This window comes from Deinococcus alpinitundrae (assembly GCF_009982895.1).
GTDB lineage: Bacteria > Deinococcota > Deinococci > Deinococcales > Deinococcaceae > Deinococcus > Deinococcus alpinitundrae.
The window spans coordinates 29,404-50,321 of sequence record NZ_WXZL01000023.1 but is presented as its reverse complement, the minus strand read 5'-3'; the positions used below and the strand labels follow the sequence as shown (position 1 = coordinate 50,321).

Here is a 20,918-nt window from a genome sequence, read left to right as displayed (position 1 = left end):
ACTACCCGGATGACTTCTCCAACCCCCTCGATCACCGTCGTCGGCGCGGGCCTGGCCGGATCGGAAGCCGCGCTGGCCGCCGCCAGGCTGGGCGTGCGCGTTGATCTTTACGAGATGCGCCCCAAAGTGATGACCCTGGCGCACCGCAGCGGCAACTTTGCCGAACTGGTGTGTAGCAACTCGCTCGGCGGCCAGGGCGAATTGCAGGCCAAGGGCCTTCTTCAAAGCGAGATGCGAGCGGTGGGCAGCGCCGTTCTGGAAAGCGCCGACGCCTCACGGCTGCCCGCGGGCGGAGCGCTGGCCGTCGAGCGCGAAGCATTCTCGCAGCGCATCACCGATGCCGTGCGCCGTCATCCGCTGATCACTGTTCACGGCGAGGAAGTCACCGAACTCCCGGTGGGGCTGTGCGTGATCGCCACCGGCCCGCTGACCGCCGAGGTCCTGTCCGGCGAACTGGCGCGGCTGACCGGCGACGAGCAGCTGGCCTTCTACGACGCCGCCGCACCCGTGATCGCCTTCGAGAGCATCAATATGGACATCGTATTCCGGGCCGGGCGCTACGAGCAGAGTGCCGATTATCTCAACTGCCCGATGAACAAAGAGGAATACGACGCCTTTTATGCGGCGCTGGAACAGGCCCGCAGTCATACCCCCCACGACTGGGAAAAGCTGGAATTCTTCGAGGGCTGCATGCCCATCGAGGAAATCGCCCGGCGCGGCAAGGACACCCCCCGCTTCGGCCCGATGAAGCCGCGTGGCCTGACCGACCCGCGCACCGGACGCTGGCCCTACGCGGCGGCCCAGCTGCGCCAGGAAGACCAGGAAGGCCGGATGTGGTCGCTGGTCGGGTTTCAGACCGGGCTGAAATGGGGCGACCAGTTGGCGGTAGTGCACCTCATTCCCGGTTTGGAAAACGCCGAGATCGTGCGCTACGGCGTGATGCACCGCAACACCTACCTCAATGCGCCGAAGGTGCTGGAGGCCGACTTGCAACTCAAGCTGCGCCCCGGTACCTTCGTGGCGGGCGTGCTGGCCGGCACCGAGGGCTACCTAGAATCGGCGGCGACCGGCTGGCTGGCCGGAACCAACGCCGCCCGCGCCGCACTGGGCCTGGGCAGCATCGTGCCGCCGCAGGAGAGCATGCTTGGCGGCCTGACCCGCTACCTCGCCAGTGCCAACCCCAAAAACTACCAGCCGATGAATGTCAACTGGGCGCTGGTCCCCGAATTGCCGGTGCCCGAAGGCCGCAAGAAGCTCGGCAAGCGCGAGAAGCGGCCCGTGCTGTACCGACTCGGCCTGAATGCCTTCGTGACCTGGGCGCGGGATGCCGGGCTGGACGTGACGGAGCCAACTCCAATCGAGCCGCCCAGGGCTGCCGAGGAAACCGCCGAACCCGTGCTGCGCTGAACTGGTGCGCCGGAAAAAGTCGGAAGTTGAACCACACCGGCAGGTGGCGCAACTTCCAGCTTGCCCGCTCGTACTGATGGGTATGCATACCTGGCTCTGGGAACTGGGGTTCGGCGTCTTCGGTGACTGGCTGATGGAGGCGGGAGGCCGCCTGTGGACGGGCAACTCAAAAAGGGAACGCGGGCAGCCTGCGGCCAAGCGCCAAAAAAGCAAGGCGGCAAGCCGCTGACCTGGGTTTGCCGCGCGGGCTGAGCAACCTTGAGCCGCTTGCCCGCGTACTGAGCAGTATGGAATGGCTCTGGCTCATACTGGCTGCGGTGGTGGCGATCGGTCTGTTCGTGTGGGGCCGGATGTCGGGATTAGGCAAGTCGCTGGAGCAAGCGCAGCGGCAGGCGCAGGAAGACACCGCCCGAACCCTGGGCGCGCATCAGTCGAAAGGCGAGCGCCCCTGGTAACCGGCGACTTCACCCGCTTGCGGCCCCAATGAAGCGGGGCCTGGGCCGCAACGGACCCAGACCCCCGGTTGTTCAGCGGCTCAGAACACCGGCCCGATGCGGAAGGTGAACTTGGAGCTGTTGTTGCTCGGCGAGAAGCCGTAGTCGAAGCGCAGTGCGGGCAACAGCGCGCCGCCCACGCCGAGATTGAGCTGCACGCCCAGGCCCAGGCCATAGTCGCTGGTCTGGGTCCCATCTGCGGCAAAAGCGGTGCCCGCGTCCACGAAGGCGATGCCGTAGAGGCCCTGTGCCACCGAGTTGCTGACCCCGAAGTCGTAGCGGTACTCGGCACTGCCGGTAATGTAGCTGCTACCCTTCAGGGTGCCGCTCGGCACGCCGCGCAACTCGTAGGCGCTGACGATGCTGGCCCCGCCGATGGTAAACAGACTGCCGCTGGGGTAAGTGCCGGTCAGGGTCCCCGCATTGGCCCGCACCGCGAAGACCTGCTGTTTGGTCTGCTGGTTAAAGCCCTTGTCGAGCGATTTGCCGAAGCCGAAGTAGGTGCTGGCCCCGCCTTCCAGCCGGAACCAGCCCAGGCTGGTGCTGCCCGCCGAGCCGAAGTTGTACGACGGCGAGAGGTTGGCGCGAATGCCCTGGGTCGGGAAGTCGCTGCTGTTGCTCGAGTCGTAGGTCAGCGCCGGGCTGAGGCGGGTCACCACGCCGTTTTGCGGCAGCAGGGCGCGGGCCGTGTCGTCGTCGAGCAGGGTCGTGCCTGCCGTGTCGGCGGCGGTCTGGTCAGCTGCCGTCACCTTTTCGAGGTAACTCACGTCGTAGCTGGTGCCCACCCCGAAGCTGCCGGTCAGGTACTGGCCCAGGCTGCGGCCCACCCGCACGCTGAAGCCGCTGGAGCGCTGGGTAAACTGCCGCCCGGTGACGCTGCTGTCGGTGTTCAGGATGACGTTGTTGGGCGAGAGATTGCTGCTCAGGCTCAGCGACAGGCTGGTGCGGGTCTTGCGGAAGTCGGCGAAATCGATGTCGAGCCAGGGAATGGTGTACGACACGCCGCCGCCCAGAAACTGCCCCGAATCGGTGGGCTGGGCCGTCACCGAAGCGTCGAGGGTGTGGCCCAGGCCGAAGACGTTGTTGTTGCTCACGCCGATGCTGCCCTGAAATCCGCTGGCGGTGTCGTAGGTGATGCCCAGCGGAATGCTACGGGTGCTGCTCTGCTCGGTGAGGCTGATCACATAGGTCAACGCCTCGGGGTTCTTGGGATCGTCCGAGCGGGTGGTCAGGTTGGCCACCTTGACGATGCCCAGCCGGGTGATGCGGTCCAGGCCGTCGCGCACGCTGGCGTCGGTGACCACGCCCCTCAGGTCTTGCAACTCGCGCAGAATGACCCGGTCCTTGGTGCGGTGGGTACCTGCCCAGTTGAGTTCAAACTTGGCGAGGCTGGCCTCGCGCAGGGTGTAGGTCAGCACGCCCTGATCGAAGGTGATCGGGTCGCGGGTGGACACCTCGTAGCCCTTGGCCCGGTAAGCGTCGCGCAGCGAGAAGAAGCTGCTCTCGGCGAGCTGCTTGGAATACACGTCGCCGACCTTGACCTTGAGGGCCGCCGTCAGCTCGGCGCTCGTGAGTTTGGTGTTGCCGGTGAAGCGGATTTCTTTGACCGGGCCGGTGGCGGTCTGGGCGTCGCCGAACAGCACCGTGACCTTGGCCGGGTTCTGAGGATCAGGTTGCAGGGCAAAGCCCACCGACTTGCCGGTCTGGTTGGCCAGCGTACGGGTATCGGCTTCGAGGTTGGCGAGGGTCAGCGGTTGCCCGATCTGGGTACTCAGACCCGCCGCGCTTACCGCCGCACCCAGGTTGCTGGTGTCCACGCTACTCACCACGCCCTCGGCCAGCCGAACTTTCAGCACGCCGTCTTCCAGGGTGGTGCCGGTCACGTCCACGCCGCTTTGCAAGAAGCCCGCCGCCTGGTACGCCTGGGCGATCTGTTGGGCCGCCTTGAAGTACTCGTCAGGGGTGAACTTCTTGGCGTCGTAGAGCGGCTTGAAGGCGTTGACCACGGCGTCGCGCGGCAGGCGGGTGTTGCCCTCGACTTCCACCCGGCTGATCGGCGCGGTTTCGTCGACCACATAAGTCAGCGTCACGCTCCCGTCAGCGGCGGCCTTGGTCTGGGTGCTGATGTTCGGCGCGAACGGGTAGCCCTCGCCGCGAAAGTTCTGGGCCAGCAACTCTTTACTCTGCTCGATGCGGTCGGTGTTGAGGGTCGCGCCGGGCGCGATGTTGAGCAGATCGGCAATGCGGGCTTTGTATGTGTCTGCCGGAAAGTAGCTCAGGCCGCTGACTTCCACCGCGCTGATCACCGGGTTGGCCTTGACCGCCAGGGTCAGCACGTTCTGGCCGTTCTGGGTGCCGAGCGAGGCGACTGCACTGCTGAAGTAGCCGGTGGCCAGCGTTTCCTGCTCGATCTGGCGCAGGTTCAGGCCGGAGAGCGCCGCGCCGGGCTGCACCGTCAAGCTGGCCTTGAGGAAGTTGCCGAGCAGATCCGGCGCGCCCGTGACCACCACGTCGCCGAGGGTGGCCGTCTGGGGAGCGGTGGTGGGCGCAGGCGACGCGGGCGCAGTGGGCGCGGGAGCGGTGGTCTGGGCAGCGGCCAGCGGGGCAGCGAGCGCCAGCGAAAGGGCCAGGGTGAGCGGGTGTTTCATCGAAGTGTCTCCTGGGTAAACCGGCGGCGGACAAAAGCGGTCAGGGGCAATGGAGCAAAGAGGCCGTCACTGACCGGGGCGAGAACGAGAAGCAGGTTGGAGGACGACGCTTGAAAAGACGCTGTGTCACATTGTGCAGGACATTCCTGAGAACCGTGAAACCAGCCGGGCAGGCGCGGAGCGAAACCGGGCCACAGTGGGCCGGGCAGCGGCGGCCCAGAACCAAGCGGCGCGGCGCACCGCAAGCATAGCCAACAGCGGGTGAGTTTTTTAACCGCTTTGCGGCCAGGCCGCCGAAAGGTGCTCAGGAAGGGGGACCTCGATCCTCGTGCGAGAGAGGGTGCGAGCGGGCAGGCCCTCGACAGGTACCGCCGTGCCCGGGCAAGCGAATGGACAAACGCTCTAGAGTATGGGCAGATGACCCTGAACCAAGTCTTATCGGAGTTGCAGGCCGCCCAGGCCGAGTCGGGCCGTCCGGAAGGCAGTGTGCGGCTGGTGGTGGTGAGCAAGGGACAGAGTCTGGACGCCATTGAAACCCAGATTCTCGCTGGCTCCAGCACCCTGGCCGCGCCGGTGATGCTGGCCGAGAACCGGGGCCAGGAGCTGCGAGACAAGGTCAAAGAAGCCCGTGAGCGCGGCTGGCAGGAGCGCTTCTTGCCCACCGAGTGGCACTTTATCGGTCCCTTGCAGCGCAACAAGATCAAGTATCTGGAGCCGGTCAGTTTGATTCACACTTTGGAAGCCGCCTGGCAGGTGCAGGCCATCGCCCAGGCAGCCGAGGGCTGGGGCCATGCGCCCGCCGTGCTGATTCAGCTGCACAACGGCGAGGCCCAGAAGCACGGGGTGGCCCCGGAAGACGCCGCCGCGCTGTACCATGAAGCGGTGCAGAGCGGTCTGGAAGTGCGCGGGCTGATGGTGATGGCCCCTTACGGCGACCCCGAGGCAGCCCGGCAGGTCTTCGGACAAGCGGCCAGGTGCGCTGCCGACCTGAACCTGAGCGAACTCAGCATGGGCATGAGTGACGACTTTATTCCCGCCATTCAGCAGGGCGCGACGCTGGTGCGGATCGGAAGGCGGCTGTTTACGTGAATGACTCGACCAATTCGGTGCGCTCTCCTCTTGTGAACTCGTCCAGCGGGGGCAGCAGCGCTGACGGCGCTTCGGCTTCTTCCAACCCGGCCAGGAGCAGTTCAGCCGATTTCAATCAAACCAGTGCTGGCGCGGCGATGCCCGGTTCCTTTCTCGGACAACCCGGTGCCCCGGAAAACACCGAACAGTTCGGCGCGGGACACACTGCGCCGGGCCAGGCACTCACGCCGCTCGACGTGCAGCACCGCAGTTTCGCGGCTGGCTGGCGCGGCTACCGTCAGGGTGAGGTGCGCGCTTACCTCTCGGAGGTGGCCCAGGCCCTGGAAGCGGGACTGCGCGAGCGTGCCCAGCTGACCCAGCGTCTCCAGGAATTGCAGCGCCAGGTGCATGAGTACAAGGACGCCGAGGACGAGTTGCGCCGGACGGTGGTGGCCGCCGAGCGCATCGGCCACGAACTCAAGGAGCAGTCGCGCCAGGAAGCCATGCTGACCTTGCAGGAAGCCGAGCACCGCGCCGCACTGATTCAGGACGTCGCCAAGAACCGAGAGCAGGAAGCGCTCGCGCGCCACGAATCCAGGCTACGCGAACTGGAAAGCACCTTCAGCGTGCGCCGCGCCCAGCTCGAATCGCTCTATCAGGCCCAGGAGCACGAACTCGAGCACCGCGCCCGCGAGCGCTCGGCCACCCTGGAGCGCGAGTTCAACGCCCGCTACGCCGACCTCAGCGGGCGGCTGAGTGCCGCGCACGCCGAGTACGCCCAGTTCATGTCGCAGTACCGGGCGGTGTCGCAGGCATTCGCCCAGGCCGCCAACACCCACCTCCTGCCCGACACCGTTGGACTGCCGCATCGCCAGATCGGTGATATGTCCGCACCCGAGCCGCGCAGTCTGCTGAGCCGGAGTGCTGCGCCCAGCGCCAAAGCCGCCGATACGGTGCTCAGCCACGAGACCCTCACGCCCGAGGCGGCGGCGGTGCAAATCGAGGAACAGCGCTTTTCCTGATCGGTGGGGAACTCAGCCTCAGCGCGGCGGTGCGAGGTTGGCTGCCAGATACGCCTCCGCCGCCTGCCACATGTTCGGTGTGCTGAGATGATCCAGATTTTCATAGATCAGTAGCACGTCCTGGCCTCGGAGGCTGGGCAACTGACCGACGGCCGCCGTCTTCGGACAGCCCTGGTTCAGCTTGCCGGGTGAGCCGCTTATGGTCAGCCGCACCTCGACGACCCGGTGGCCCGCCGCCCGGCGCACATCGGCGGCCTCGCAACTCTGCCGCAGCGCAATGAGCTGGTCACGGGCAGCGGCCACCGTCAGCAGCGGGGCCTTGAGGCGGGCCAGCGCGTCCAGCGGCCTGCGGGCGGCGTAGGCGGCGGGAACCTGCGCGGCGGACCCGCCCAGCAGCGCTTCCCAGCGGGCCACCGCACCAGGCCGGTGCGACAAGAGCCGGAGCTGCTCGGCAAAGTCTGTGGGCGAAAGCAGGGTGAGGGCGGCCCGCACACCGCTGCTGAGCGCCGCCGCCTTGAGGGCGATGCAGCCGCCCAGACTGACCCCCAGATACCCGACCCGCCGGGGATCGGCCCGGAAGCGCTGCCTTGCCAGGCTGCCCAGCGCCCGCACGTCATTGACCTCGCCGCCGCAGATCTCGGGTCTGCCCTGGCTGCCGCCCTGGCCGCGCAGGGCGCTGGCCGCCACCACGTAGCCGAGTCGAGCGAAGCGCCGACAGAGGGCCTCATCGATGGGCGAATCCAGCCCCCCGTGCACCAGATTGAGCAGCGGCCTGCTGAGGCGGGTGTCCGGGCGGCAGATCAGACCGTTGATCTTGAGGCCGTCTACCTTGTAATTGAGCCGCGCGACGAGCACCACCGGGATGGGCGACGAACGCGCGGCGAGGACCAGCCCCAGCGCCAGCAAGAAGCCTAGAAGCACGGGGCCGCTGAGCTTCCTGAATTTGGACGAAGAGAAGACCATCTGAACCCGATTCTTTCAGGTTCGGGGTCAAGCTGGCCTTACCCGAACAACGCTTTGTACTGGCCGTAGCCCTGCGCTTTCAGCTCGGTCGCCGGCACGAAACGCAGGGCCGCCGAGTTGATGCAGTAGCGCAGACCACCCGCCTCGCGCGGACCGTCGTCGAAAACGTGACCCAGGTGCGAGTCCGCCGCGCCGGAGCGGACCTCGGTACGGGTCATGAAATGCCGCCGGTCGGTACGCTCCTGAATCTGAGCGTCGGCAATCGGACGGGTGAAGCTGGGCCAGCCACAGCCCGCATCGTACTTGTCGAGCGAGCTGAAGAGGGCCTCGCCCGACACCACGTCCACGTAGATGCCCGGCTGGTCGTTGTTCCAGTACTCGCCGGTGAAGGGCCGCTCGGTGCCCTCGTGCTGGGTCACCTGGTACTGCTCGGCGGTCAGGCGCGCTCTGAGTTCGGCGTCGCTGGGCTTGCTGAAGGCCGCCTTGGTCGCTTCAGCAGTCGGTTGATCGGATGTGGTCATGACCCAGCTTAATGCCGCGGCCCTGGCAGCACCGTGAGGCCCGGCTCAAGCGTCCTCGGCATTTTGCTCAAGCACTAGGCCACGCTGATAAAAGTCCCAGCACTCGCCCGGCCAGGTCTGAAAAATCCGGCGGCGGTTGGCGGGGTCGGCTGCCGCCAGGGCCGCGCCGAGATGCTGGAAGAACCGGCTGCCCTGTTCCTGCATGGCAAGGGCCGTCCAGTACGGCTGGGCGGTGAGCTGGGCCGTCAGCACGGCGAGCTGGTCTGCGGGTGAATCGGATTCGGGCGAGGAGGTCACGCTTGCATTGTGGGCCGCGCCGCCTGTTTTGTCCTCAGGGAGCCGGGATAGGCTGGGGCCGATGCCCTGCTCCGCCCGGCTCCGGTTCCAGCGCATGCTGGCGGCGCTGCTGTGGCTCATTGCCTCGTTCGCCTTCCTGATCCGCCAGCAGGACATGGTCCCCATGACGACCATGCCGGGCATGGTCGTCATGGGGACCATGTCATCGGCGGTCGAAACGGTTCAGACCGCGCCGCCTGCCGAGCGCGCCGAGCCGATGCAACTGCCGATGAATGCGTCGGGAGCCGGGCCAGCCGGACAGACCGGGAAGCGTGCCGCGCCGCCGCACGTTCAGCCGAGCCACGGGCAGCACGACGCCAACGCGCCGCCCGCGCCCGCCCCGCACAGTGACACCCACGCCGGACACTGCCCGTTCTGTTTCACGGCGGCGTTCGCGCTGGCGGTCTTCTCGGTTGAGCTGCTGGCCCAGCCCGCGCCCCAGAGGGTGGCCCAGGACCGTGCCCGGCCCGCCGCGCCGCGCCTGCTGGCCGGGCACCAACGGGCACGCGCCCCGCCTTTCTGGAGCTGAAGAACCCTGTCTTCGAGCCTTCCATTCCCAGATTCCAGAAAGGATCATCCCATGAAAAAACTCAGTTTTCTGCTGGCGGTTGCTGTTCTGTCACTGACGCCCGCCCTGGCCCACGCCGTCGTCCGTACCGAGACGGGCGCAGCCGAGAGCGCGGCGGGAGCCAGTGAGACTTACCGCCTGAACGTGCCGGTCGAGAAGGACTTGAATACCACCGCTGTCCGAATGCTGGTTCCCAAGGGCCTGACCATCACCCGCTTTCAGGTCACGCCCGGCTTCACGCGGACCGTCAAGACCGACACCGCTGGACTGGTCACCGAGATCACCTGGACCGGCACCATCGCGCCGATGGAATACGTCAGCTTCTTCTTCCAGGCGCGCAACCCCGAGGCCGCTGGCGACCTGAGCTGGAACGTGTATCAGACCTACGCCGACGGCAGCGTGGTGGCCTGGGACGGCGTGGACCCGCAGACGCCCGCCAGCAAGACGACCATCAAGTAAAAGCTGAGCATTCGGGAGCAGGCCAGACCGCTTGCCCCACGTGAGGAGTCCCATGCCAAAACTGCTTCTCCTATTCACGGCGCTGCTGTTCGGTACCGCTGCCGCCCACACCCAGATCACCCACTTCTCTCCGGCGGCGGGCAGCACGGTGGCCGCGCCCAAGATGGTCACGCTGACTTTCAGCGAGCCGATCAATCTGCGCTTCTCGACCTTCAAGGTCTACGCCTTGCCTGCCAGGATGAACGCGGCCGCCTTGACCCGAACGAAGATCAATCTCAAAAATGACGCCGAGGCCCGCGCCGACACGTACAGCAGCTCCTCCAGCATGGCCGCCAGGCTCGACCTGCCGCTGAAAACCAACCTGAAGCCTGGTGCCTACGTGGTGATGTGGCAGATCCTGTCGTATGACGGCCACCCGGTCAGCGGCCAGAGCAGCTTCAGCGTCAGGTAGGGCGGGCGATGAGCGGGCTGGGCTTAAGCGGACTGGCCCTGGCCAAACTGCTGACCTATCTGGGCCTGGCCCTGCTACTGGGCGGCAGTGTCATGCGCCGGACCCGACTGGCCGTGGTACCGCTGGGGTGGCTGGCGCTGGGTGCGGGGCTGATCCTGATCGGTGCGCTGCTGGAAGTCGGTAGCACCCTGATCGATCTGGGCTTCACGGCCCCTGGCGACGTGGCCGACTTCCTGGCGACCACCCGCACCGGCCGGGCCGCCGTCGTCCGTGTGATCGGCGCAGCGATGGTGCTGGCTGCCGGGCTGCAAGGCTGGTGGCTGCTGGGGCTGGGGGCGGGGGTGCTGAGCCTCTGGGGCGCGGCGAGTGCCGGCCACTCCGGCGAACTGGGCGGCGTCTGGCTGCTGCTCGACATGGCCCACGCGGGCGCGGCGGCCATCTGGGTGGGCGGGGTGCTGGCGCTGGCCTACCGGCGGCCCAGCCTGGACACCGGGCGCAGGTTCACGGTGGTGGCCTTCTCGTGCATCAGCGTACTCGTGGCTTCGGGTGTGGCCGCCACGCTTTGCCACGTGCCGCTGACCGCGCTGTGGCCCGCGCTGTGGGGCAGCACCTGGGGCGTGGCCCTGCTGATCAAGCTGGGGCTGCTGATCGCGGTGGTGCCGGTGTCGGTGCTGGTGCGGCGCTCGCTCCGGACGGGCTGGCTGGCTCCGCTGCTGTTGGAAGGTGCGCTGATGATCGGCGTGCTGGGCCTCTCGGGCGCGCTGGCGACCTCGCCGCCGCCCAGCACGGCGCTCATTCAGCGGCAGGTCGTGCCGGTTTCAGTGAAACTAGGCCAGCAAACCCTCAGCGGTCAAGTGGTGCTCAGCGGCCCCGGCGACTTCGAACTGACCCTGACGCCAGCCCTGCCGGACGTGCGGGCCCGTTTGATCATGCTCGACCACGCCATGCCCGACCAAGCGCTGGCGCTGAGCGCCACTGGCAGCACCCTCAGCGGCCAGACCCAACTGTGGATGAGCGGCAACTGGGCGCTGGAACTTTCGCGAAACGCAGAGAAAGCGCGGGTGGCATTCGGGTACTAGCGCGGCTGTCAAACCCGTGGCCGACAATCCCTCTACCCGATGAAAGCCGCCCGGACCTCTCGGCTTCCGGGCGGCTTTTTTGGAACCCACTTACCTTGCTGGACGCGGGCACGACGCGGCTGACACCCCGGCGGGCCTCCCCTGCTAGGCTGAGTCTCATGAAGCGAGTGCAAAAAACAACATGCCGCAGGTGATCGCCGTCACCTCCGAGAAGGGCGGCGTGGGCAAAAGCACCCTCAGCGTTCACCTGACCGGGGCCTTTGCCGAGCGCGGCCTGAGTGCCGTGCTGATCGACGAGGACGGGCGGGTCGGCAGCGCCGTGCGCTGGGCCGGGCGCGGACCGGGGCTGCCCTTCGCGGTACTGGAACCTGAAAACGTCAAACCAAAAAAACTCAGGGAAGCCGACGTGATCGTCATTGACACTGAGGGCCGCCCAAAACGCAGGGAACTGCGGGCGCTGGGCGAGCGGGCCGACTTAATTCTGGTGCCGAGCGGAGTGTCGATGCTGGAACTCGACGCCACCACGGAGCTGATGAACTTCTTTCACGAAGACCCCCAGACCCGCCGCCGCACCCGCGTGGTGGTCAACCGGGTACCACCGATTGGCCGGGCCGGCGAAGGCGCCCGCGAGGACCTGCGTGAGAGCGGCGTGACCGTCTGCAATACCCTGGTGCGCTCGTATGCCGCCTACGTGCGGGCCGCCGAACTCGGCGTGCTGTGCCGCGACGTGCTTGATCACCGGGCGGCGCAGGCCTGGGCCGACATCGTAACCCTGTCGAGAGAGCTGCTGTGAGCGCGGCACCGTGAGGCACGGCTGATGAGCAAGCGGTTTGTCTACCTGGAAGGCCAGCGTGTGCGCAAGAAAAAGCGCGATAAGTCCAAGCCCGACCCCGACAGTCTGGAGCCGCTGGAAATCGTCTATGTCCGCAAGGAAGTGCTGCGGGCAGTGTGGAGGGAAGTCAAGCGCGAGGGCGGCGAGAGCGTCTCGGAACTGGTCGACGAACTGCTCTCGGCCTGGCTGCGCACCCGCTCCGGCATGCACGGCGAGTAGTGGCGGCGCTAAGAAACCCGGCAGTACGGTTGTTCCCAGCCCAGGAACAACAAGGCCGGCTATAGATGAGAAGTCGCCCCGAAACGGTATACTTCTTTACCGGGTAAGCAGGATGCCACAATCCAACACCTCAAGCACCGATCAGCGCGGGTTTAAGCCGCGCCTTCCTTTCTAGACGTTATCGTCTAGGTTTTCAGTCAAGGAGCACCAGTGAAACTTCACGAATACCAGGGCAAGGAACTTCTGCGCCAGTTCGGCGTCAATGTGCAGGACGGAAAGGTCGCCTACACCCCCGACGAGGTGCGCACCATCGCCCGCGAGTACGGTCAGCCAGTGGTCGTCAAGGCGCAGGTCCACGTCGGCGGACGCGGCAAGGCCGGCGGCGTCAGGTTCAGCCCCACCATCGACAAGGCGCATGAAAACGCTGAGAAGATTCTGGGCATGGACATCAAGGGCCTGACCGTCAACAAGGTGCTGGTCACCAAGGCCGTGGACATCGACGCGGGCGTGGAGTACTACGTCGGCATGATCGTGGACCGCAACGTGCAGAGCTTCACACTGATGGCTTCCGCCGAGGGCGGTGTGGAAATCGAAGAGGTCGCCGCCGCCACCCCCGAGAAGATCATTCGCCACCGCGTCGATCCGGTGACCGGTCTGCGCCCCTACGAGGCCCGCGAGGTCGCCATCAAGGCCGGATTCAAGGGCAATCTCAACAAGATCGCCGACATGATGGTCAAGATGAGCAAGGCCGCCCTCGAGCGCGACGCCGTGCTGGTCGAGATCAACCCGCTGTTCATCGACGCCGACGGCACCCCGCTGGCGCTGGACACCAAGTTCGAGATCGACGACAACGCCATGTACCGCCACAAAGACCTGCTGAGCTGGCGCGAGACCGAGGCCGAGCACCCGCTGGAAATCGAGGCGGCCAAGTACGGCTTCGCCTACGTCAAGCTCGACGACGGCAACGTGGGCGTGCTGGGCAACGGCGCAGGCATCGTGATGACGTCTCTCGACGTGGTCAACCGGGCCGGGGCCAAGCCCGCCAACTTCCTCGACATCGGCGGCGGCGCGAAGGCCGAGATCGTCTACAACGCGGTCAAGCTGGTCAGTAAAGACAGCGACGTCAAGGCCATCTTCATCAACATCTTCGGCGGCATCACCCGCGCCGATGAGGTTGCCAAGGGCGTCATTCAGGCGCTGAACGAGGGCATCCTGACCAAGCCGGTGCGCATGCGCATCGCCGGGACTGCCGAGACCGAGGCCAAGGCGCTGCTGGCCGAGGTCAACAGCCCGCTGATTCAGATGTATCCCGACATGTTCCAGGCTGCCGAAGCCGCCGCCCAGGACGCCAACAACGCTGGAGAGAAGAAATGAGCATCCTCGTCAACAAAGACACGCACGTGATCGTCGTCGGCATGACCGGGCGCGAGGGCGCGAACCACACCAAGGCCATGCGCGAGTTCGGCACCCAGGTCGTCGCGGGCGTGACCCCCGGAAAGGGCGGCCAGACGCACGAGGGCCTGCCCATCTACAACAGCGTTGCCGAGGCCAAGGCCAACCATCCGGTGGACGCCAGCATCATCTTCGTGCCACCCGCCGGAGCTGCCGACGCGGTGCTGGAATCGGCCCATGCGGGCGTGCCGCTGGTCATCCTGATCACCGAGGGCGTGCCCACCGTGGACATGATGAAAGCGGTGCAGGAAGTCAACCGCCTCAACCAGGAAAGCCTCTCGCAGGGCGGCAAAGGCGTGCGCTTGATCGGCGGCAACTGCCCCGGCCTGATCAGCAGCGGCGAGTGCAAGATCGGCATCATGCCCAACAGCATCTACGCCGAGAAGGGCCGCATCGGTCTGATCTCGCGCTCCGGCACCCTGACCTACGAGGCGGGCAAGCTGCTGCAACTCGCCGGACTCGGCACCTCCACCACCGTCGGCATCGGCGGCGACCCGGTCATCGGCACCACCTTTGCCGATGTGCTGCCGCTGTTTGAGGCCGACCCCGATACCGACGCCATCGTGGTCATCGGTGAAATCGGTGGAGCCGACGAGGAAGCCGCCGCCGAGTACATCAAGAACAACATGAAGAAGCCTGTGGTGGCGTTTATCAGCGGGCGCAGCGCTCCAGCGGGCAAGCGGATGGGCCACGCCGGAGCCATCATCATGGGCAACATCGGCACCCCGGAGAGCAAGCTGGCCGCCTTCAAGGACGCCAACGTTCCGGTGGCCGACACCATGCCGGAAATCATCGAGCTGGTCAAGAAAGTGCTGAACAAGTAAAGTTATAGCTTGAATCAAAGTCGCCTCGCGGGGCGACTTTTTTATTTGGCAGCAACAGAAAACAAGGGAGGGGCCGCTCATTCAAGCGGCCCCTCTCTCGATTCCAGACTCAGAACCGCTCGGTCACGGCCTTGAACTGCAAGAAGTTGCCCAGGTACTCCGGGCCGCCCGCCTTGCTGTCGGTGCCGGACATGTTGTAGCCGCCGAACGGCTGCACGCCTACGATGGCCCCGGTGATCTTGCGGTTGAAATACAGATTGCCCACCTCGAACTCGGCACGGGCCTGCTCCAGCCGGGCGCGGTTGCGGCTGCACACGCCGCCGGTCAGGCCGTACTCGGTGGAATTGGCCAGTTCGAGCGCGTGCTGAAAGTCGCGGGCGCGGAACACCGAGATGACCGGCCCGAAGATTTCTTCCTGAGCGATGCGGGCGTCCTGCGGCACGTCACCGAAGATGGTGGGCTGCACATAGTGGCCCTCCTTGCCGCCGCATTCGCCGGGCGTCTCGCCGCCGGTCAGCAGCGTGGCCTCACCCTTGCCGATCTCGATGTACTGACCGATCTTGTCGAACGATTCCTGATTCACGACGGCGGTAACATTGGCGTTGGCCTCGCCGGTACCGACGCTCAAGGCCCTGGTGCGCTCCACGAACTGGCTGACCACCTCGTCGTACACCTCGTCCACCACGATCAGGCGGCTCATGGCGCTGCACTTCTGGCCGTTGAAGCCGAAGGCCCCCTGCACCGCCGCGGTCACAGCGTTGGGCAGATCGGCGGTCTCGTCCACGATCAAAGCGTCCTTGCCGCCGAGTTCCATAATCACGCGCTTGAGCCACTTCTGGCCCGGCTGAACTTTGGCCGCCGCCACGTTGATGTGCAGGCCCACGCTGCGCGAGCCAGTGAAGGTAATGAAGCGGGTTTTGGCGTGCTGGACGAGGTACTCGCCCACCTCTTCACCAACGCCCGGCAGGAATTGCAGCACGCCAGCGGGCATTCCAGCCTCAATCAGAATGTCCACGACGAACCCAGCGATCATGCCCGAGTCCTCGGCAGGCTTAGCGATCACGCAGTTGCCGGCGACAATCGGCGCGGCCAGCATCCCGGCGAAAATCGCGCAGGGAAAGTTCCACGGCGAGATGCTGACGCCCACACCCAGCGGAATGGACATCAGGCCGTTTTCCTCGCCGTCGAACCAGGTGGTCTCGGCGGCCCCAAAGCCCGAATACTTCATGGCCTCGCGGGCGTAGTACTCCAGAAAGTCAATCGCCTCGGCCACTTCCACGTCGGCCTCAGCGTAGTTCTTGCCGACTTCGATGGACATCAGGGCGCAGGCTTCCAGGCGGCGGCGCTTGAGGATGGCCGACGCCTTTAGAAGAATCCGGGCGCGGGCGTCCATACTCCAGGTTTTCCACTCGGCCCAGGCCGCCCACGCGCCGTCGAGGGCACGCTGGGCGTCCTGGGTGGTGGCCTTGGCGGTGCTGCCCACCACTTCGGAGGTGTCGCAGGGGTTGGTGCTGTAGAGCTTTTCAGCGGTGTCCACCCGCTCGCCATTGATGATCAGCGGGTAGTGCTTGCCCAGCAATTCGGCGCGGACTTTGGCGAGGGCCACCTGATATGCGTCCACGTTGGCCTGCACGGTGAAATCGATGAAGGCTTGCGGGCGGTAGGGTTCAACTTTGATCATGGAAGACTCCTTAAGAAGCGGTGTAACAAACGGTCAAGCGAGATCAAACAGCGACTCGTTCGGCAAATCCAGCCGCCGCATCTGGGCGTCCACCTGCGGCAAGCCCTGCGGGTACAACTGGGCAGCCACCTGACCCAGAAACTCGCGGGGGTACTGGGGCAGAGTGGGTAGGCAGCCCAGCAAAAACCAGCCCAGATCGCGGTCGTCGAACTCCGATATGGCGTAGGCCCAGGTGCGGGCCAGCGCGGCGTCCTGGGCTTCGCTGAGGCTGTCCAGGCAGGGCAGCAGCAACTGGGCCAGGTAAGCCACGTCCTCGGGGCGCTGCGGATCGAAGGCCGAGAGGGTGTGGTCGGCCTCACCGGAACGCGCCGCCCAGCCGAGCAGTCCGAGGAACTGGCCCAGGTAAAAGCCGTTGACGTGGTCGGGGTCGGGAAAGTGGACGCTCACGGTGTCATTTCAGCCGCCGAACATGCCGCGCAGCACGAACAGGGCGTTGCTGGGGCGCTCGGCAATGCGGCGCGAGAAGTACGGATACCAGTCGTGGCCGTAGGGGATGTAGGCCCGGACACGGTACCCCTCGCCCGCCAGCTGCTTTTGAAGGTCGCGGCGCACCCCGTAGAGCAGTTGAAACTCGAACTGCTCGCGCGGAATGCCGTGCGCCAGCACGAACATTTTCACGTCCTCGATGATGCCGCCGTCGTGGGTGGCGACGTTGGTGTAATTTCCGGCTTTGAGGTTGGCGTAGACCAGCCTGCGGTAGCTGGGGTCGATGTCGGCCTTGTCCTGCATGGCCACGCTCTCCGGCTCCAGGTACGCGCCCTTGACGATTCGTAAGTTGGGCCTCAGGTCGGCCAGCGCCGCCAGATCGTCCGCCGTGCGGTGAAGGTAGCTTTGCAGCACCGTCCCGACGGACTCATGGCCGAATTCCTGCGACAGCGTTCGGAACTGCGCCAGGGTCACGTCCACGCGCAGGTGGTCTTCCATATCGAGTGCCAGAAAGCCGCCGTGCGGTTTGGCCCGACTGAGGATGCGGCGGGCGTTGATCAGGCCCAGGTCTTCGCCGTCAACGGTCAGGCCCTGCCCCAGCCCCGACAGCTTCACGGTGATGTACGGCTGGATTCCGGCGGCAGCGGCCTGATCGATCAGGCTCAGAATCTGCTCGGCAAAGGCGTTGGCGGTGTCGGGGCTGTCCACGAACTCGCCGAGGAGATCGAGTAGGCCACCGATGCCGTCTTTTTGCAGCTCTTTCACCGCCTGAATGATGTCCTCGGCCTGATGGCCTGCCACGAATCGCTGGGCCAGGCCCCACCCGCGTGAGCGCATCACGCCTTCGACCGCCTTGTTTCCGGCCACCGTCAGTATCGTCTTGCGATAAAGCTGCTCGATCATGCTGTTTCTCCTGTGTGGGCGGCGTGCGCCGGGGCAGCCGCGAGATCGGCCAGCACCAGCGCGCCGAACGTGCGAACGTGGTGCCGGGCCGCTCGACGGGCACCCTCAGCGTCGCGGCTCAGCACAGCCTCCAGAATGGCGGCGTGCTGGTCGTGGGTGTGAAGGTAGGCATTGAAGGTGCGGGTCTGATGTTTGATCAGCGCCACCCGCACTTCCAGGTCGCGGCAGAGCGAGAGCAGCACAGCGTTGTGGGCGGCCTCCACCACACGGCGGTGAAAGGCCAGGTCCAGCAGGGTCTGTTCGCGATAATTATTGCTCTGATCGGCGCTCGGGCTGGCGGCGTCAAGCTGGGCCAGCGCCGAGCGCAGGGCAGCGGCGTCGCTGGCGGTGTGGTGCTCGGCAGCCAGCGCCGCCGCCAGCCCGTCGAGTTCCTCACGGACCACGTAGGTTTCGGTGATTTCCGGCAGGGCCAGTTGCCGCACCCGCATGCCCTTGTTGGCCTCGGTGTCAATCAGGCCGTCCTGGGTCAGCCGCATCATGGCCTCGCGGACCGGCGTGCGACTGACCCCCAGGCGTGCGCTGAGTTCGACCTCACCCAGCCGCTCGCCCGGTGAGAACTCACCGCCCAGAATGGCCCCGCGCAGATGCTGGTAGACGCCCTCGCGCACCAGCGTCGGGCGCTCGAAAGCTGGCAGTTTCACCTCACTCGGCGTCATGTGGATATTGTATACAATCGAGTCAGCGCTTGTAAAGCCGGGCTTCCCGCCTCACCAGGAGCTATTCCGCGTAGGGCGATTCGGTCGGGAAAATTCGCTCGGCCAGGCCGCGCACACCGTCTTTCCCAGCCCGCTGCTGACAGCTCTCGGTAGCGATGCACAGCGTCAGGTAGCGGCTGCGGCGCGCGCCCACCACCACTCGGTACACCGCAGCCTCACTGCGCGAGCGGGTGTAATGGCACAAATCGCAGTGCAGGGCCTTGTTGCCTTTCGGGTCAATCGGTGTGAACTCGGCGAGCTGCGCGCCGCTGATCAGGGCCAGCCTGCCGTCGGCCACCGGGTAGAGGCCCAGCGTCTCGCGGGGAATGTGGGCGTCACCGAACAGTTCCCGCGCCGTTTCCGGGAACAGTTCGCGCAGCAGGTCGTGTTCGGTGTGGTCACTCATGTTCGGCAGTATAAAAAAGGCGGCCCCGGCCAATGGAAGTTGCCGCCCATTTTCCGCCACGCATCCCTCTAGATCGGCAGACTTTTTCCGAACCGTAACAAGAACGCCCCCTTCATTCTGCTCAGGCGCTAACATCTTCAGGTGAGGTCCAGACCGTGAGTACGCGCAGCACCAACCGCAGCGGCATCGTCATGCGCCGCCGGGTCACCCCGGCGGGCGACATCATCGTGACGCTGCTGACCCCGCAGGGCAAGATCAAGGCGATTGCGCGCGGCGGGGTGCGTGGCCCGCAGGCCAGCCGCCTGAACCTGTTTCACCATGTCGGTGTGCAGCTTTACCAGACGCCGCAGGGTGACCTCGCCACCGTCAAGCAGAGCATTCTGGAAGGTGCACTGCCGCACCTGTGTGAGCCGGAGCGTCACCCCTATGCCCACCTGCTCTCGGAACTGGCCGACGCTCTGTTTCAGGAGGGCGAATTCTCGGAGCAGGCCTTCGACCTCTACGCCGGAGCGCTGCGCGGGGTGTCGCACCACGCCGATCCCGAGTGGGTGACGCTGGTCATGAGTTACAAGCTGCTCTCGCTGGCCGGTTTTGCGCCGCGCACCCGTCACTGCGCCCGCTGCGGCGCGGCTGACCCAGCGCACCCCGACCCGCTGGGCGGGCAACTGCTGTGCGGCGGCTGCTCCAACCAGCCGCCGCACCCCGCCGAGCGCCTCGAATTTCTGCGCGAGGTGCCCCGGCGCAGCGTGCGGGCCTTGATGGACGCCCCGCTGCCGCCCGGTCAGCGCCCCGGCGTGTGGCGGGCGCTGGAGCGCTTCGTCACGGTGCAGATCGGCCAGGTCCAGAGCTGGCAAGCGCTGGTGGGTAGCCCGGCAGTGGGGAGCAGCGGAATCGGCAACACCGTGGGCGAGCCCGCCCTCGCCTGAGACGGCTTCCGACCTGTATCGACCCGTGGAACCGGCGAAATCTGACCAGGCAGGCAGGTCATTGTCGTAAACGGACGCCCATGAGGACGCCACTCCTCTCCTAGAGGTGCCCCGTTCCGCCCAAGAAGCGGAAGAACGAGACCATACCGGTTTCACGCTATGGACGCGCAGGCGATGCGTTCCCAACGGGGCGGGAAGTTATCGAAATCCGTATGAGCCAGGGTAGACTCCGGACCTGATGTTTACCAGTTCACCCTTTTCGGTCCTGAGCGTGCTCACGGCCCTGACCCTGACGACGGCCCTGGCCGTGCCGCTGACCAGTTCCACCGCTCCCTTCCAGGCCGACGTGCCCGCCGGGTGGGCACAGCGCGCCTACCCCAACGACCTTCCCGGCATTCTGGTGATTGCGCCGGGCACGCCGCCGCCAGTGGTGCTGCAACTGTTCTATGCGCCCTACAAGAGCGCTGGCAACGATGCCAAAGCCCTGGCCGAGTTTATCGGCGGCGTGGAGGGCTCCATGATCGGCGACGGCCGGGGCACCGTCAAACGCCTCAGCACCCGCTCCGTCACTGTTGGCGGCGTCAAGGGCACCCAGCGTGAATACGACCTGACCGTCAAGGCCAACGGGGTCACGGTTCACACCAACATCTGGTACGGCGTCAGTGCCAGAAACCTGCTGTCGTTCCAGGCGACCTCTGCCAAGCAGGCGACCCAGACCCAGAAAGGCGCACTCGGCAAGATGCTCAGCAGCATCAAGTTCAAGTAAGCTCAGGAACCACTGGCGGCCGAGCGCACCTGATGGTGAACGCGGCACCTGGCCTCATACGCCTCCTGCGCGCCGACCAGCACCACCGGGTCGTCGAAGCGGGCCGGAACACCGCCGATCAATCGCTGGGTACGGGTGGCCGGTGCGCCGCACACCAGGCAGATGGCCGTCAACTTCTCCACGCTCTCGGCCCGTGACAGCAGCTCGGGCATCACGCCGAACGGCTCGCCCCGAAAATCGAGGTCCAGGCCTGCCAGGATAACCCGCACGCCCTGATCGGCCAGTTCGAGCGCGAGCGGCACCAGCCCGGCGTCGAAGAACTGCGCCTCGTCGAAGGCCACCACCTGCGGCAGATCGGTGGGCAGGCCGAACAGATCGCCCTCGCCGCTGAGGTAGGCGCGGGCCTCCCCGGTACTGCCCACGGCCACCGCCTCGGCGCTCTGGCCGGAGTGGCTGGCGACGCGGCTGAGGTGGTAGCGCGTATCGATGGCGGGCTTGAACACCACCGCACGCTGACGGGCGATCACCGAGCGGTTGACCCGGCGAATCAGTTCCTCAGACTTGCCGCTGAACATCGGGCCGACGATCACTTCGAGGTGGCCGCCGGAATAGGGGGATTTGAGCATGACGTTTGGGAGTGTAGCAGCCGCAG

At 66.0% G+C, this 20,918-nt stretch carries 25 protein-coding genes; 15 read left to right on the top strand and 10 right to left on the bottom strand.

Annotated features, from left to right (window positions below):
* The first annotated feature begins 9 nt into the window (after window positions 1–9).
* The 3 genes from trmFO to GUI70_RS17605 all read left to right on the top strand — a co-directional run bounded on the left by trmFO (window position 10) and on the right by GUI70_RS17605 (window position 1,862).
* Window positions 10–1,407: a methylenetetrahydrofolate--tRNA-(uracil(54)-C(5))-methyltransferase (FADH(2)-oxidizing) TrmFO gene (trmFO, locus tag GUI70_RS17615; RefSeq protein ID WP_161883623.1), complete on the top strand. Its 1,398-nt coding sequence runs from the start codon at window positions 10–12 to the stop codon at window positions 1,405–1,407.
* Window positions 1,408–1,489: 82 nt separating this feature from the next.
* A complete protein-coding gene (locus GUI70_RS17610) occupies window positions 1,490–1,636 on the top strand; it encodes a hypothetical protein (RefSeq protein ID WP_161883622.1) in 147 nt (48 codons plus the stop codon).
* A 58-nt stretch (window positions 1,637–1,694) separates the two neighbouring features.
* Complete coding sequence (locus GUI70_RS17605; RefSeq protein ID WP_161883621.1) at window positions 1,695–1,862, top strand: hypothetical protein; 168 nt, start codon at window positions 1,695–1,697, stop codon at window positions 1,860–1,862.
* A gap of 80 nt (window positions 1,863–1,942) precedes the next feature.
* Here the strand turns inward: GUI70_RS17605 and bamA are convergent, their stop codons facing one another.
* Entirely contained in the window at window positions 1,943–4,549 is a 2,607-nt protein-coding gene (bamA, locus tag GUI70_RS17600) for an outer membrane protein assembly factor BamA (RefSeq protein WP_161883620.1), read from the bottom strand.
* 417 nt (window positions 4,550–4,966) lie between these two features.
* Between bamA and GUI70_RS17595 the strand changes: the two genes are divergently transcribed.
* Both GUI70_RS17595 and GUI70_RS17590 read left to right on the top strand, forming a co-directional pair.
* Window positions 4,967–5,638: a YggS family pyridoxal phosphate enzyme gene (locus GUI70_RS17595; protein ID WP_161883619.1), complete on the top strand. Its 672-nt coding sequence runs from the start codon at window positions 4,967–4,969 to the stop codon at window positions 5,636–5,638.
* Between the two features lie 137 nt (window positions 5,639–5,775).
* Window positions 5,776–6,639, top strand: a complete 864-nt coding sequence (locus GUI70_RS17590; RefSeq protein ID WP_161883618.1) for a DivIVA domain-containing protein — start codon at window positions 5,776–5,778, stop codon at window positions 6,637–6,639.
* 18 nt (window positions 6,640–6,657) lie between these two features.
* Here GUI70_RS17590 and GUI70_RS17585 read toward each other — a convergent pair whose 3' ends face one another.
* From GUI70_RS17585 to GUI70_RS17575, 3 genes are read right to left on the bottom strand one after another with little or no spacing between them, the layout of a single operon-like run.
* Window positions 6,658–7,602 (bottom strand): alpha/beta hydrolase family protein, encoded by a 945-nt coding sequence (locus GUI70_RS17585; protein ID WP_161883617.1) that lies wholly within the window; start codon window positions 7,600–7,602, stop codon window positions 6,658–6,660.
* Between the two features lie 38 nt (window positions 7,603–7,640).
* Window positions 7,641–8,123 (bottom strand): peptide-methionine (R)-S-oxide reductase MsrB, encoded by a 483-nt coding sequence (gene msrB, locus GUI70_RS17580; protein WP_161883616.1) that lies wholly within the window; start codon window positions 8,121–8,123, stop codon window positions 7,641–7,643.
* A 45-nt stretch (window positions 8,124–8,168) separates the two neighbouring features.
* Window positions 8,169–8,420, bottom strand: coding sequence for a hypothetical protein (locus tag GUI70_RS17575; RefSeq protein ID WP_237725009.1), 252 nt, complete (start codon window positions 8,418–8,420; stop codon window positions 8,169–8,171).
* Window positions 8,421–8,481: 61 nt separating this feature from the next.
* On the opposite strand from GUI70_RS17575, the gene GUI70_RS17570 reads away from it, so the two are divergent.
* The 8 genes from GUI70_RS17570 to sucD all read left to right on the top strand — a co-directional run bounded on the left by GUI70_RS17570 (window position 8,482) and on the right by sucD (window position 14,343).
* Window positions 8,482–8,988 (top strand): hypothetical protein, encoded by a 507-nt coding sequence (locus GUI70_RS17570; RefSeq protein ID WP_161883615.1) that lies wholly within the window; start codon window positions 8,482–8,484, stop codon window positions 8,986–8,988.
* Between the two features lie 51 nt (window positions 8,989–9,039).
* Entirely contained in the window at window positions 9,040–9,486 is a 447-nt protein-coding gene (locus GUI70_RS17565; protein WP_161883614.1) for a DUF1775 domain-containing protein, read from the top strand.
* Between the two features lie 52 nt (window positions 9,487–9,538).
* Window positions 9,539–9,937 (top strand): copper resistance CopC family protein, encoded by a 399-nt coding sequence (locus GUI70_RS17560; protein ID WP_161883613.1) that lies wholly within the window; start codon window positions 9,539–9,541, stop codon window positions 9,935–9,937.
* A gap of 8 nt (window positions 9,938–9,945) precedes the next feature.
* A complete protein-coding gene (locus GUI70_RS17555; protein WP_161883612.1) occupies window positions 9,946–11,016 on the top strand; it encodes a CopD family protein in 1,071 nt (356 codons plus the stop codon).
* 181 nt (window positions 11,017–11,197) lie between these two features.
* Window positions 11,198–11,809 (top strand): division plane positioning ATPase MipZ, encoded by a 612-nt coding sequence (locus GUI70_RS17550; RefSeq protein ID WP_161883611.1) that lies wholly within the window; start codon window positions 11,198–11,200, stop codon window positions 11,807–11,809.
* 24 nt (window positions 11,810–11,833) lie between these two features.
* Window positions 11,834–12,067, top strand: a complete 234-nt coding sequence (locus GUI70_RS17545; protein WP_161883610.1) for a hypothetical protein — start codon at window positions 11,834–11,836, stop codon at window positions 12,065–12,067.
* A gap of 210 nt (window positions 12,068–12,277) precedes the next feature.
* Window positions 12,278–13,441, top strand: a complete 1,164-nt coding sequence (gene sucC / locus GUI70_RS17540) for an ADP-forming succinate--CoA ligase subunit beta (protein WP_161883609.1) — start codon at window positions 12,278–12,280, stop codon at window positions 13,439–13,441.
* Window positions 13,438–14,343: a succinate--CoA ligase subunit alpha gene (gene sucD / locus GUI70_RS17535; RefSeq protein WP_161883608.1), complete on the top strand. Its 906-nt coding sequence runs from the start codon at window positions 13,438–13,440 to the stop codon at window positions 14,341–14,343. The genes sucC and sucD overlap by 4 nt, the downstream gene beginning before the upstream one ends.
* A 109-nt stretch (window positions 14,344–14,452) precedes the next feature.
* Here sucD and pruA read toward each other — a convergent pair whose 3' ends face one another.
* The 5 genes from pruA to GUI70_RS17510 all read right to left on the bottom strand — a co-directional run bounded on the left by pruA (window position 14,453) and on the right by GUI70_RS17510 (window position 18,574).
* Entirely contained in the window at window positions 14,453–16,024 is a 1,572-nt protein-coding gene (pruA, locus tag GUI70_RS17530; RefSeq protein WP_161883607.1) for an L-glutamate gamma-semialdehyde dehydrogenase, read from the bottom strand.
* A gap of 33 nt (window positions 16,025–16,057) precedes the next feature.
* A complete protein-coding gene (locus GUI70_RS17525; protein ID WP_161883606.1) occupies window positions 16,058–16,471 on the bottom strand; it encodes a hypothetical protein in 414 nt (137 codons plus the stop codon).
* Between the two features lie 9 nt (window positions 16,472–16,480).
* Window positions 16,481–17,413 (bottom strand): proline dehydrogenase family protein, encoded by a 933-nt coding sequence (locus tag GUI70_RS17520; RefSeq protein ID WP_161883605.1) that lies wholly within the window; start codon window positions 17,411–17,413, stop codon window positions 16,481–16,483.
* Complete coding sequence (locus GUI70_RS17515) at window positions 17,410–18,129, bottom strand: GntR family transcriptional regulator (protein WP_161883604.1); 720 nt, start codon at window positions 18,127–18,129, stop codon at window positions 17,410–17,412. The genes GUI70_RS17520 and GUI70_RS17515 overlap by 4 nt, the downstream gene beginning before the upstream one ends.
* A gap of 61 nt (window positions 18,130–18,190) precedes the next feature.
* Entirely contained in the window at window positions 18,191–18,574 is a 384-nt protein-coding gene (locus tag GUI70_RS17510) for a hypothetical protein (RefSeq protein ID WP_161883603.1), read from the bottom strand.
* 155 nt (window positions 18,575–18,729) lie between these two features.
* Here GUI70_RS17510 and recO point away from each other — a divergent pair, with 155 nt between their 5' ends.
* Both recO and GUI70_RS17500 read left to right on the top strand, forming a co-directional pair.
* Window positions 18,730–19,500, top strand: a complete 771-nt coding sequence (gene recO, locus GUI70_RS17505; protein ID WP_161883602.1) for a DNA repair protein RecO — start codon at window positions 18,730–18,732, stop codon at window positions 19,498–19,500.
* 238 nt (window positions 19,501–19,738) lie between these two features.
* The gene (locus GUI70_RS17500) at window positions 19,739–20,266 is read left to right on the top strand and encodes a DcrB/PsbP domain-containing protein (RefSeq protein ID WP_161883601.1); all 528 of its coding nucleotides are present in this window, start codon (window positions 19,739–19,741) and stop codon (window positions 20,264–20,266) included.
* Window positions 20,267–20,268: 2 nt separating this feature from the next.
* On the opposite strand, the gene GUI70_RS17495 is transcribed toward GUI70_RS17500, so the two are convergent.
* A complete protein-coding gene (locus GUI70_RS17495; protein WP_161883600.1) occupies window positions 20,269–20,892 on the bottom strand; it encodes a thymidine kinase in 624 nt (207 codons plus the stop codon).
* Between the last annotated feature and the right edge of the window lie 26 nt (window positions 20,893–20,918).